At 51.2% G+C, this 13,083-nt stretch carries 12 protein-coding genes; all 12 read right to left on the reverse strand.

Annotated features, from left to right (window positions below; all coding sequences use genetic code 11):
* Positions 1 to 22 precede the first annotated feature (22 nt).
* Positions 23 to 1,291, reverse strand: a complete 1,269-nt coding sequence (locus ACYVAM_RS15575) for a glycosyltransferase family 4 protein (RefSeq protein ID WP_461068538.1) — start codon at positions 1,289 to 1,291, stop codon at positions 23 to 25.
* 4 nt (positions 1,292 to 1,295) lie between these two features.
* Positions 1,296 to 2,180, reverse strand: coding sequence for a glycosyltransferase family 2 protein (locus tag ACYVAM_RS15580; protein WP_461068540.1), 885 nt, complete (start codon positions 2,178 to 2,180; stop codon positions 1,296 to 1,298).
* The gene (locus tag ACYVAM_RS15585) at positions 2,177 to 3,409 is read right to left on the reverse strand and encodes an O-antigen ligase family protein (RefSeq protein ID WP_461068542.1); all 1,233 of its coding nucleotides are present in this window, start codon (positions 3,407 to 3,409) and stop codon (positions 2,177 to 2,179) included. The genes ACYVAM_RS15580 and ACYVAM_RS15585 overlap by 4 nt, the downstream gene beginning before the upstream one ends.
* A 29-nt stretch (positions 3,410 to 3,438) precedes the next feature.
* On the reverse strand, positions 3,439 to 4,608 hold the full coding sequence (locus ACYVAM_RS15590) for a glycosyltransferase family 4 protein (RefSeq protein ID WP_461068544.1): 1,170 nt from the start codon (positions 4,606 to 4,608) through the stop codon (positions 3,439 to 3,441).
* A gap of 32 nt (positions 4,609 to 4,640) precedes the next feature.
* Positions 4,641 to 5,549, reverse strand: a complete 909-nt coding sequence (locus ACYVAM_RS15595; RefSeq protein ID WP_461068546.1) for a glycosyltransferase family 2 protein — start codon at positions 5,547 to 5,549, stop codon at positions 4,641 to 4,643.
* Positions 5,550 to 5,551: 2 nt separating this feature from the next.
* Positions 5,552 to 6,970, reverse strand: coding sequence for a flippase (locus tag ACYVAM_RS15600; protein ID WP_461068548.1), 1,419 nt, complete (start codon positions 6,968 to 6,970; stop codon positions 5,552 to 5,554).
* A 23-nt stretch (positions 6,971 to 6,993) separates the two neighbouring features.
* Complete coding sequence (locus ACYVAM_RS15605; protein ID WP_461068550.1) at positions 6,994 to 7,338, reverse strand: cupin domain-containing protein; 345 nt, start codon at positions 7,336 to 7,338, stop codon at positions 6,994 to 6,996.
* Complete coding sequence (locus tag ACYVAM_RS15610) at positions 7,338 to 8,321, reverse strand: NAD-dependent epimerase/dehydratase family protein (RefSeq protein ID WP_461068552.1); 984 nt, start codon at positions 8,319 to 8,321, stop codon at positions 7,338 to 7,340. Before ACYVAM_RS15610 ends, ACYVAM_RS15605 begins: the two co-directional genes overlap by 1 nt.
* A complete protein-coding gene (locus ACYVAM_RS15615; protein WP_461068554.1) occupies positions 8,318 to 9,100 on the reverse strand; it encodes a WecB/TagA/CpsF family glycosyltransferase in 783 nt (260 codons plus the stop codon). Before ACYVAM_RS15615 ends, ACYVAM_RS15610 begins: the two co-directional genes overlap by 4 nt.
* 36 nt (positions 9,101 to 9,136) lie before the next feature.
* Positions 9,137 to 9,814 (reverse strand): sugar transferase, encoded by a 678-nt coding sequence (locus ACYVAM_RS15620; protein WP_461068556.1) that lies wholly within the window; start codon positions 9,812 to 9,814, stop codon positions 9,137 to 9,139.
* A gap of 82 nt (positions 9,815 to 9,896) precedes the next feature.
* The gene (locus ACYVAM_RS15625; protein WP_461068558.1) at positions 9,897 to 12,194 is read right to left on the reverse strand and encodes a GumC family protein; all 2,298 of its coding nucleotides are present in this window, start codon (positions 12,192 to 12,194) and stop codon (positions 9,897 to 9,899) included.
* A 49-nt stretch (positions 12,195 to 12,243) separates the two neighbouring features.
* Positions 12,244 to 13,047, reverse strand: coding sequence for a polysaccharide biosynthesis/export family protein (locus ACYVAM_RS15630; protein ID WP_461068560.1), 804 nt, complete (start codon positions 13,045 to 13,047; stop codon positions 12,244 to 12,246).
* Between the last annotated feature and the right edge of the window lie 36 nt (positions 13,048 to 13,083).

Genomic DNA, 13,083 nt, shown 5'->3' on the forward strand with positions numbered 1-13,083 from the left:
CAGTAATGCGTAGCGAAATTCGTTACCCTCGCCTGAAAGCAGGCGAACAGGCAACCGGCTTCGCTAACACGGCCGGATATAATTCGTCAATGAAGGTTCTGATTTTGGTTTCCCACAACTGCGACTGAGCAAACGAATAACCTGCCTGTCCCATCGCCAGCCGCTCTTCGGGATGCGCATACATCCACTCGATGGCTCGTGCCAGATCTGAAACGACCTGTTCTTCATTGGTGACCGGCACGCGCAATCCCGTGTTATCGTTGACCAGTTCGGCCTGTCCGTGCAAGTCCAGTGTAACCACTGGTAGCGAGTAAGCCATGGCTTCCAGCAACTGGTGTGGACAGGAGTCGCGCAGGCTCGTGAAGAAAAATACATCCGACTGCTCGTAGTAATTCTTTACCTCTTGGAACGTTACATGACCAACCCAGTTTACCCGGTTACTGACGCCATATTGCTCGATGTACTGCGGAACAAATTCCGCCATTTCGCCTTTTCCGCCTACAATGGTCAGCGTGATGGGAATGGCCGGATCAACTTTTCCGAGGGCCTGAATGGTTAGTTCCAGAGCTTTACGGGGTAATAAGCGACCTGTCCATAACAATTTCAGCGTGCTGTCGGGATAGTGTTCGATTGGTTTTTCTGGCAAAAACGTCGAATTAAGTCCCGCATCCCATATCCGGTCGATGGGTAGGTTCGGGCGTAGTTTTCGGGCCAGAGCATAGGTGTCCAGATTCGTGACAACCAACCGGTCGGCTGTTTGTACGGATTTGAAAAAGCCGGGGTTGGTGTACTGAAGCAAGGTGCCAACCCAGTCGCGCAGCCATTCCCGCGTCCAGTAGGTGCCAAAATACCGTTTCATGTTTTTAGGTGCCCGCTGTCCGCCACCCACCGGCCCGAAAATAAACGGTTTGCGTAGTTTGTACAGGAAGCTACCCAGCTGAATGCTGCCGTAGGTAACGTGATGTACAATATCGAAGTTGTGCTGCTGATCCAGTTGCCGGGCTAGTTTCATAGCGCTCCATTGCCAGTAGATGTAATGGAAATACATACCGATCAGGTTGGAATCGCAGAACTTATCGACCCAGGCAGGCAGCCGCACATAGTGTACCATCAGGTTCGGAAACAGGCCGCTGTCCAGAATCGAATCGATAGCGACTTCACCGTCCTTTTTTGTCAGGCAATGCACTTCCAGTTCATTCAGGCTTAGTGTGGTTGCATACGTCCAGCCCGTCCCCTCTTCGGAGCCGTGGTTGGGCAGGCAGGCGTAGGCCGATAGAAGCACTTTTTTCATAGCCTTATAGCGATTTCATAATTCGAACTTTACGTAGTAAAAAACCCGTACAAATTCGACCAACGTCGAAGCAGAAATAGAGCGCTTTTGTCTTGGAATGGTCAATGGCGAAGTTGTAACGAACGCGCAGGTTGGTCGGCGATTTGATCGACGTAAAGCCGTCGATGAACTCTTTCAGCGTTATTTTGCGCTCAACCTGAATACCCGTTGCTTTCACAAACTCATAGACTACGCTGGGCACGTTGACAATCAGCCGATACCCTGCCTTGCGCGCCCGCACCGAAAACTCGATGTCGGACATGTAATGGATATATTTCTTCGAATCAAACAGCCCGATTTTGTCAAATACTTCCATTGGAATCAGCGTTCCCCGACCGGGCAACGAGTGCGATTCCACATAGGACGTACGCGCTGACAATTCACGGTAACTGTTATGATAGTCTTCCGATAAGTGTCGGCCACCAGCTGTGTACAGTTCAAAGGCCGCCCCGGCATACTCCAGTTTTTCGGGATTGTCACTATCGACGCTGACCGATCCAATCAGGCAAGGCTTGTGTTTTCGATACCCGTCCAGCATGGTTTGCAGGTAGTCGGGTGCCACTCGGGTGTCGTCATTGAGGGTTAGCACAAAACTCTCCTGCCGTTTATCCTGGTGTTTTTGGGCATAGCGAATACCCCAGTTGGTGGCTTCTGTCCACCATAAATTCCCATCGCCCTTCAACACAACCACCTCCGGAAATTCCTGGCTGATCATGATGTCGGTTCCGTCGGTCGACCCATCATCGACCACGATAATCTGAAAGTTTCGGTACGTCTGAACAAACAGACACGCCAGGCATTGCCGGGTAAACTCTAAGCGGTTGTGGACAGGGATAACGATACTGATCATAAGACTTCCTGAATTTTAGTCGGTGCAAAGGGGTGAAGGGACGTATCCGATGACTCGGTGATGTCCACTGTGATGTACTCATCGGCATAATCTTCATCCGGACGTTTGAGGGCGTAGTACATCGCCAGGCCAACGAAACCCCAGAAAAAAACGGGCAACTGATACGAAACGCCGTAGACCAGACCACTGACGATGAAACCGAACAGCACGGTCTGTTCGATGGTGAAGGTCTTGTTCCGGCGATACATGATCAGTAAGGTGCCGAGGATAATGAGCAGGTTAATGGCCAGACCAACCGCGCCGTAATTGTACAACATGTCGATGTACTGCGAGTGAATGATGGTTCCCTTCTCGGGGAAGTCCTCATTCACCATAATTTCGCCCCGGTCGTAGCCTTCATAGCGCCAGCCCAGCAAGGGTTTATCGGGAATCTGGCTTAAATAATATTCTGACTGCTCGAGCCGCCAGCTTCCGGTATTGTCTTCTTTTGGGTCGAGGATGCCGCCGAGGTTTTCCAGGATGGCGTTTACTTTGTTACCCGGCATCATGGCCAGGGCCGGGGCCAGCAAAATGAGCAATACCACAAACGTACCCAGCGTGCGGCCCATGGGGAAGCCACTCGATGGCAGCTTGCCGACCATCGACAGGCCTCCTACGACGCCAATCGCCACAATAGCGGCCGAAATGACGGAACGGTGCAACAGAAAAACGATTAAAGCGAAACTAAACAAGGTCAGCAGCAGATCGGGGATTTTACGATCTTTCAGATACATCATCAGGTAATACAGGCACGGAATAACCAGATACAGGGCCTCGTTTGAGGTTACTGTTCGGCTCTCGGAGGTGAGGTTGTAGCTAAAAATCTGGCCCAGAAATAACTGGTTAATGACATAAAAGGCGAAGATGATGTAAACTGCGTACTTAAGTTTGAATGGCTCTGCCTGGGTAGCTACTACATAAGCTAGCAATGCCAAGCCACAATAGGCGAAGCGCTTAATAACGAAGTACGAGTACACAAACTGCCCGTATTCATACTTCGATTCCAGAACCAAGCCAATAACGCCCAGGCCCAGCAACCAGGCTACTGTTTTGAAAAGCGGGGGTTGCCAGAAGTAACAAACGATCAGGGCTAGAATACCGATCAGCGTTGTTCCGCTAACGGCTTTGTCCAGCAAGGGATTGAGCGAATTTCCCCCATAAATGAGGGCGCTCATTCCGAAGAGGAGCATGAAAAGTACGAGTCTATATATCCAGGTTATCATACTGTCAGGGCCGTTGATTCGTGGGTGAAACTTGCTTCCTGTCGATTCATGACGTCCCGGTAGAAAGCAAGGTGTTTGTCGATCATGATGTCCATGCGGAATCGCTCACGGGCGTACTGCATTTGCTGATCCGCCAACCGTTGTCTGGCGTCCGGATGCTGGTAGCGCAGAATGGCCTCGGCCAGTTCAGACGCGGTTGCTTTGGCTGGCAGCAGCCCCGGTTTCTGGCTGTCGAATTGTTCGGGAATACCTCCCGTTGCCAGAGCCAGCACGGGCGTTCCGGCCGAAATGGCCTCGGTGATGGTGTATCCCCAGGATTCGTTAGCGGCCGTATGCACATACAGGCTGGCTTGTTGCAGGAAGCTTGTCACATCTGCCTGGAAACCCAGGAAGGAGACAAAACCCGCCAGGCCTTTTTCCTGCACGAGTGCTTCCCATTCGTTTCGTTTGGGGCCATCGCCCAACAGTTGGATTTGAAAATTAGTGTATCCCTGCTTTCGTAACTCGTCGGCAGCGTCAATGAGCAACCGTTGGTTTTTGCGGGTTTCAATAGTGCCAATATTGACAATCGTTAGCAGGCCTTCATTCCGCCGGGGCAACACGGGTGGAAACGTAACGCCATTATGAATGACGGTACAGATGGCCTGCTTCGGGCGTAAAAAAGCGGAGGTGCGTTTTGTATACCCGGAGACCGTAATGAAGGCGTCCTGCTGTTTGAAGAGGTAGGTGAACCAGTCGGTCAAACGTTGGCTAGTCCAGGCGTTGAGGTTATAAGCTTCCTGATATTCGGCTATTGGGTTGTCGTTGAAGTGGCAGGTAGCGATCACCCGTACCTTGCGGGATAAACCGATGGCGGCTGCCGCCCCGGACGTCGTATCCTGCGCATGAACAATGTCGACTGAATGGGCCCCTTTTAACCGAACCGACGCCCACACACTAACGAAATTTTCCAGTTCCAGACAAAGCACACTGCTGTTTTGTCCCAACAAAGCCGCTATTCGCCGTAAGACACCAAAGGTTTTTTTTACAAGGAATGGCGCATCGGCGGGGGTTATGAGCTCGACAGAGTCCACCCGGCCCGGCAATTGTGCCAACAAGCGATTGTAATGCGCTGTGACACCCGTGCGGGAGGTTTGAGTGGCCGTTGAAACGAGTAAAACTCTCATACTGAACAGGTCTTGTTAGTGGGCTGGCTAGGTTATTTATTCAATAATCGGTACAGTTTCAGGGTAAGAATATTGCCTGGTTTCTTACGGAAATTATTGAACAGGCTATCGAAAGCCGCTTCGCTGTAGAGCAGAAAATTATACAGCTTGTTATTATGGCTGGTTACCGCTTGCCCTAGTGTAGACCGGATGGACCACCGCAGAAAAACGAGTTTACCGTATTTGTCGCCGTGAATATTCTGGAATACCCGGCGCTGATTGCGTACGGCGTAGTATTGCTTCCAGGCACCCGGCCAGGGGATACCATCCCGATCGAAGGAAGGCGGGTGATAAAATTTGGAACGGGGTACGGTTACTACAGGATACCCCATTTTCTGGACGCGGGTCATGTATTCCACTTCGTCGCCCCAGATGAATAATTTCTTGTCGGGCAGGCCAACGTTTTTAACCACCTCAGCACTAATCAGTGTACCGTTGAAAAAGAAGGCGACACCATAGACCAGATCAAAGGGCGACATATCGGCCACTTTGCGGTAGCTGCGGTTGGGGCGGTCTACGTAAAAAGCCAATTCGCTATGATCCTTATTACTGACCGAAACGCAGTTCTTAATGCAGGGGCCAATGTTGGGCGCGGTCATCAGGGTTTCCAGCGCATCTGGCGCAGCCAGACAATCGTCGTCCATGCACCAGAGCCAGTCGTATCCGGCCTTGTAAGCCGTATCGATACCGGTGGCAAACCCACCCGCTCCGCCCAGATTTGGCTGAGTGGTGATCTGAAGACCGGTTTGCTCGGCCAGCCATTCGTCGGTCCCGTCTGTACTGCCATTGTTGATGACAAAGATGGCATCAAGCGGGTGCGATTGCGCCTGCAGACTAACGATGCATTTTTTCAGGTCTTCGAGCCTGTTATAGGTCACAACCACGGCGGCTACTGTTGCCATTGTCAATTCGATCGTTTAAAAAGTGTGGCTAATCGGGTCTGCGTAAACTGAACAGCCTCCTTAAAATAAGCCAGTTGAATGACTTGTATGCCCTGATTGCGCAGGTAGAGATACATGGACAGGGCAATGAAGGCTTCGGCCGTTACCCAGGCATAAGCCGCTCCGACAAAACCCATCTTCTGAATCATCACCGCGTTGACCACCAGGCCAACGACAGAACCAAGAGCGGTTATCCGGAAGAACGCTTTATCCATGCGCAGATTGAGCATCGTATGCATGCCCAGCAGATTACTGATCCCGATCATAATGGGAAGCAGCGAAACAATCCGTAACACCGGAATGGCGTCCTGAAACGTAGCTCCGTAGAATAAGGTAATGAACACCGGAGCAACCAGCCATAACCCCAGCGAGACCAGAACCATGCAGGTCATCAGGGGAAAAAATGTCATTCGAACAACGTGCAGGCCATTCGCCCGGCTAGCGCCGAAAGCACTGGCAACAATGGGGAAGAAGGCCTGATTCAGCCCCATCGTAACGAAGGAGCGGGAGATACTTTCGAGCCGGGTGCCCGCCGAAAAAATACCCACATCGTAAGCATTGCTGAGCAAACCCAGCAGGAAAACCGTCGACCCGGCGTATAGGGTGATCATCACCGACGAGAAAAACAGGGTGCTGTCTTCCCGGAACCGATTGATCAACTGGCTAACCGTTGGCCAGGTAAATGTTAGTTTAAAGCGTCGTATGGCTACGGTAATGGCAATAACACTGACGACTACCTGCGCTATACTGACAGACAGGTTCTGGTAGAAATAGTCCTCAGGTCGTCGAATGAGCAGGAACACTGCCAGGGTGAACAACACCTTGACAACCAGATTAAAAATGGCCACCCGTCCTAAGTCTTCCATGGCCTGGTATAGCCATACCGGAAACAGAACGATACCAATACAGGTGATGTAGGTGCAGGTATGCAGCACAATGTGCGACCGGAACTCGGGCGTGAACCACGTGATGCCCATGAAGATCAGTGTCGATAGTACCCACAACAGGGCTTTCCCGGCAATGACCTCGCTGAACGCCCTATTCACCAGCACTTTATTCGTTCGGTTAGCCGCAATAGTTCGAACGGCGGCCATATCGAAACCGTAATTGATCAACAGCGTAAAGTAGGCCACGTAAGCCTGCGAAAAATTCAGCAGGCCCAGGCGTTCCGGCCCAATGATGCGAACGACATAGGGTACGGTCAGCAGCGGCAACAGCATATTGGCCACGTGAACGCTGAACAGCGACGCTACATTAATAGCAAATCGCTTCAGAACCGGTTTCGATAACGCCTTTGGCTTCGGGCTATCCGAATCTAGGGCGACTGAATCCAGTACGGTCACGTCGGCTATATCGACAGTGGCTGCCTGCTTGCTTACCATACTCTGTTTGTTGGTTAAAGAGCTCAATTCGTGGCTATTCCAAAATAAACGTACTCCAGGGGTTCGTCGCCGGTGGCTTCGAGCCGATGAGGCACCCCCGCCGGAATCCTGACAAAAACACCGTGTTCCAGCGGAATCTGCTGATCGGCAACGACATAAATTCCCTCACCTTTCAGGAAAAAGAAGCACTCTTCCATGGTTGCGTGGGCGTGCAGCTCGCAATAATCTGCCTTCGTAAAGGTGCCATAGGCTACCTGCGTTACATTCGTTGGCGTATCACTATTCCGGAGGAAAACCTGCTTTGCACCCTGAGCATGAGCGGTAAGCTCGCGCTCAAGGTGCGTAAGGGAGGCCGTAATCCGTTCCATTAGGCTTCTACAGGTTCGAGTACTTTTTTCTGGATCTGTTCCGAAATCCAGTCGTAGGTTTTCTCAACACCTTTCCGCAGGGGAGTCGAGGGAGCCCAACCTAGTTTCTCGGTGATCAGGTGGTTGTCGGAGTTACGACCCCGCACACCCAATGGACCCGGAATGTTGTTGATGGACAGACTCTTGCCCGAAATGTCGATCACCATTTTGGCGAAGTCATTGAGCGAGATCATTTCTTCCGAACCGATGTTCACAGGTCCCGAAAAATCAGAACTCATCAACCGGCGGATCCCTTCAACACATTCGTCTACGATCAGGAATGAACGGGTTTGTTTGCCATCGCCCCAGATCTCGATCGAGCCACCATCTTCGGCCATCGCCACTTTGCGGCAAACGGCAGCAGGTGCTTTTTCACGACCACCATCCCAGGTGCCCATTGGACCGAAGATGTTGTGGAACCGGGCAATGCGGGCCTCGATACCATGATTCTTCTGGTAGGCCAGGAACAGCCGCTCCGAGAAGAGTTTCTCCCAACCGTATTCGCTGTCTGGATTGGCCGGATAAGCCGACTCTTCCGAGCATTTTGGGTTGTTGGGGTCCATCTGGTTATGCTCAGGATACATACAGGCTGACGACGAATAGAAGATTCGCTTCACGCCTTTGTTCTTGGCAGCTTCGAGAACGTTCAGGTTGCAGAGCACCGAATTGTGCATGATGGCGGCATCGTTTGTACCCGTAAAGACAAAGCCTGCCCCGCCCATATCAGCCGCTAACTGGTAGATCTCGTCCAGATCTGACGTGATTACTTCGTCGGCTACTTCCGGGTTTCTTAAATCGCCGATAACGAACTCATCGGCGTTGGTGTTGCCGTATTCGTTTTCTTTTACATCGACTCCACGAACCCAGTATCCTTCAGATTTGAGTCGATTAACAAGGTGACCACCAATGAAGCCACCTGCACCACAGACGAGCGCTTTTTTCATAATTGTTGATTCGCCGAAGCGGTTGATTGTTTAACGGGTGAGAAAAATTCTTTCACATTAAGGAATATAAAAAGAGGAACGATTTCCAAGTATCTCTTATAGAGCCGTTTGGGCTCTGCCATCAGCCGGAAGAGCCACTCCAGCGACATCCGTTGCATCCAACTGGGCGCCTGTTTAACCCGATCCGTGTGGAAGTCGAAGGCGGCTCCGACTGTCACAATGAAGTTGACATCGACCCATTGGGCCAGCCGCCGGGCGAAGCGTTCCTGCTTGGGTGTACTCAGACCAATCCAGACGATATTGGCTCCCGAACGATTTATCTGATCGCCCAATGTCTGAAATTCCTGATCCGACATTTCCCGGAAAGGCGGACAAAATGTGCCGGCCACCTGGTAGTTGCCAAACTTTTGGCCAACGGCTTTCTTCAGTTCCTCGGCCACGCCCTCCTGACCGCCACACAGGAAGTGCCTGATCGACTTGTCGGCGCTGTTTTCAAACACATATTTGAAAAAGTCGGGGCCGTAGCAACGGGTCATTTGTTTGGCTCCTTTGAGTTTGCCAACCCAGACGCCGGGCATGCCGTCGGGCAGATTCCAGTAAAATGAATCGAGTACCGACTTAAACTCCGGCTCTTTGAAGGCCGTTACCAGGCCGTGGGCGCCGGTAGCACTCACGCATTTGTTTTGCCGAATGGCGGTTGGCTGACACTGCTCAATGATGTCCTGAACCGCCGAGGGCAGACCGGCATCATAGAGCTGGACTTGTAGGACTTTTGTCATGGTGATGGACTATTTACGCGTTAAGGGTATTGTGCTCTACCAGGCGTTTTTGTTGCCTTTAATGGCGGCCTGTACGGTCCACCAGCAGATTTTAGCATCCAGCCGGGTCGACTGGCGACGGATGTACAGATGGTCGTAGCGCACCCGGACTTTCATTTTATAGAGCTCGGCTGTTTCGCCACGGGCCCCTCTGGCCTGCGCCAGTCCGGTAATGCCGGGCCGAACGGTATAGCGTTCCTTGTAGCCGGGTAGTGTGTGCCAATGCTGGGCATCGAGCGGAATGGGGTGCGGACGCGGCCCCACAATGCTCATGTGACCCGCCAGTACGTTCAGAAACTGGGGCATCTCGTCTAGATTCGTTTTGCGCAGAAACTTTCCGATGCGCGTAACGCGCATATCGTGTCGGGTGGCCTGATGAAATTCGGCGTTCCGGTCGTAGGTCATGGTTCGAAATTTCAGGCACGGGAATACCCGGCCATTTCGCCCGGTGCGGGACTGCACAAAAATGGCTGGTCCTGGCGAGGTCAATTTGATCAATAGAGCAAGTATAGGTATCAGCCAAATGAGAATGGCAGCCACTACGATACTGGCAATGAGTAGGTCAAATCCTCGCTTTTTGATGCCCCTGAGCACGCGCTTCGTTGTATAAGGCCTGGCCTCATCGTCGTAGCTAAGATATAAATGAAACGTTTTTCCGTTGGTAGAAGCCTGCATGATCGTGTCTATTTACAGGTATGGATGAAAAGTTGCCTTGGGTATCATCCGAAGTAAGACCGCCTTAATGGCGTCAATGGTCTTACCGGTACGAGTAACTGTTCTTATAGCCATTGTTGAAGTGATACCCATGACCACTTCCTACGGCGTTAAGTATGATGCGCATGTTCTGGAAGCGCTGCTCGCGGTGGAGCATGTCCAGAATTTTCAGGCTGTCTTTCGGCGTCACCCCATGACGGACTACGAACAGGGTAGCGTCGGAATAAGGAGCAATGGCCTGCGCGTCGGTGACGATACCAATTGGGGGGGCATCGATGATCACATACCGGAACTTCTCGCGCAATTCACCAATCAACTGTTTCAGATTAGGCCCACTCAGGAGTTCTGATGGATCTGGAGGCAGGGGGCCGCTTGGGATAATGAAGTAATTCGGATAACCCGGAACAGGCTTCAGAATATCGGCTAATGTAGCTTCTCCGTTCAGGTACGTACTGATCCCAACTGAATTGTCGATGTCGAACAGTTGGTGCAGACGTGGCAAACGCATATCCATTTCCAGAATGACGGTTGGCTGTTTGAGTAAGGCCATACTCGCGCCCAGGTTCATGGAAATAAATGACTTGCCCTCACCACTGATGCTGGAGGTGAACAACAGCACCTGGCTCTCGTCCATATCGCCTTTGCCAATGTAGAGGTTAGTGCGAATGGTCCGAATCTGCTCGGCAATCACCGATCGGTTGTTTGGTCCAACGATCAGCACATCGCGTTGCCGCTTGTTCATCACTTCGCCCAGAATGGGTACCTGAGTAACATCCTCCACATCGCCCCGGCGCGATACTTTGGTGTTTAAGGCTCCCTTGCCTGCAATGGCCGCTGTTGGTACCAACAGCCCTATGAGTCCGAAGAGGGCATAGATAACGATACCAACAGGCTTCACAGGACTCAGGCTGCTTTTGGCCGCGTCGATTGTCCGGCTGTCTGAAATGGCAGCGGCAAACGTAACAGCCATTTCCTCGCGCTTCTGAAGAAGGTACGTATAGAGGTTGTTTTTGATGGTCTGCTGACGAGTAATGTCCATCAGCGCACGTTCCTGTTTAGGAACGGTCTTGATCACATTTTCCAGTTTTTCGTTCTTCGCCACATACTGTTCTTTCGAACTGGTCAGCATGGATTTCATTGTCCGAATGTTCTGGTCAATGTTGTGTTTGGTATTTTTGATCTGGTTATCCAGCGATTGTAGCCTTGGGTTTGCGTCTCCGCTTGTCTGCTGTATTTCGTCGCGTTGTAGTTCGAGTTGCGAGAGCTTGTCGATTTGATTCAGCAGAACCGGATCATTGATACCTACCGTGGCTGGTGTGCTGCCTCGTTTGTCCGATTGTGTGCTGATAAAATTTTCCAGATCGTTAAGCACCGCCAACTGAATGTTTACCTGGTTGAGCTGGGCGTCATTTTGTTGCGTTGTCTGCAGAAACGATTGCGCCTGAGCGCCCAGATCGGTAATCCCCATCGTCGATTTGTATTGCTCCACATTACGCTCGACCGAAGACAACTCGCCCGACACCATACGAAGCCGGTTTTCCACGAATTTAAGGGTATTGGACGCTACCTTATTTTTATCGGCAATGGCCGCCTGATTGTACTCGTTGATCAGGCTATTCAGTACGGCCTCTCCTTTCTCCGGAACGGCATCTTCGAGAGTAAGGTGGATAACCGTCGACGTTTTGCTGGTTGGCTCGGTTTTCAGTTTATCCAGATACATACCAACGGCAGCCGCCTGGGGCATAGCTTGAATGGTTATGGGTTCGCTTTTGCTACTGACGTCTTTCCTTGTCAATACACGAATTTGGCCATAGGGAGTCTTCAGGCGCTGATTGAGCGGATACGTTTTGTCGTTGATCCGCACCGTTTCCGCATTCACGAACGACAGCGCCAGGGGAGTTTTGTACAGACTCGGGTCGGCTTCCTCAACAAGTAGCCAGACGGGTGAATCGGCATAGATCTCCCGTTTTCCGAATTTCGTTTTCCGAAAATACTGGCTGTCCAGGTGGAGGTTCGCAACGACCCGATCCATCAGGGTAGATGAATGCAGCACTTCGAGCTCATTTTCGACCACCTTTTTAGGCGAGTATACTTCCAGTTCTTTCAGGGGGTTATCCTGACCACTTCCCCTCTTTTCATCCTGAAGCAACAGGCTGGCCTGGATCTTGTAGATAGGCTGTTTGTAAAGTAGGTATACATAAGCGCCCGCCAGGGCCAACCCTACCGATAAAACAAACCAGGGCCAGTAGCGGAGGTATGGCAGTATATGTGTCCTGAGCACCGAACTGCCTGAATCGACAACCTGGTAGGAAACATATGAATTAGATGACCGTGAATTCATAAATAAAGAAAATTACGTTGAGAGTGATGACAGTTATGAGTAATTCCGGTTAACGCCGGGTCGCAATAATCGCTATCAGAGACAGAATACCGGTAACCACGGGGGTAAGTTGGTAGGCTCTGTCAACACTGGTTACGCGGGCTTTTCCTGGCTCTATGTAAACGACATCATTGGGGTGAAGCGAATAATAGGGCGAGCGAAAGGCATCCCGTCGGGTAAGGTCAAGACGGGCAAAGATGCGTTTTGTCCCTTCTTCCCGAATGACAAGAACATTGTCGCGACGACCGTAGATGGTCAGGTCGCCAGCCAGTCCTAAGGCTTCCGGCAAGGTTATTTGTTCATTTGGAATGGTGAATAAAGCCGGGCGGGTTACCTCGCCGAGTACTGAAATTCTAAAATTCAGGTTTCGGACATTAACCGTTGGTTCTTTTAGATAACTTTTGAGTTTACTGGTAATGAGTTCACTTGCTTTGGTATTGGTCAGCCCAAGTACACTCAACTGGCCAATAAGCGGTAGTTTAATGGTACCGTCGTCGGCTACGGGATAGCCAACCGTACGGGCCAGAGGGTTAGCGGTGGCGGTCACAGCAGTGGCCTCGGCCATAGAAACGGGGTTAAAATAGGCAGATGCTTCAGCGTTGAGGCTGCTTACCTGAACGGATAAGACATCGCCTTTTTTGATAGTTGGAATGAACGGCTCGGCTATGTTTACAGTATCATCATTTAGGGTAGCGCCCTGGAAGTAAACCAGCTTTTTGGCCGATGTACAGCCTTCCAGCGATGCTACAGACAGGGTAATAGCTAATACGCTTATCCAATGGGCTAGGTGTGGTGTAAGAATCTTTTTACTCATTCGTGCGTATGGCTTGGTATTCCTGGTTCGTATAGT

Source organism: Spirosoma horti, assembly GCF_054776595.1.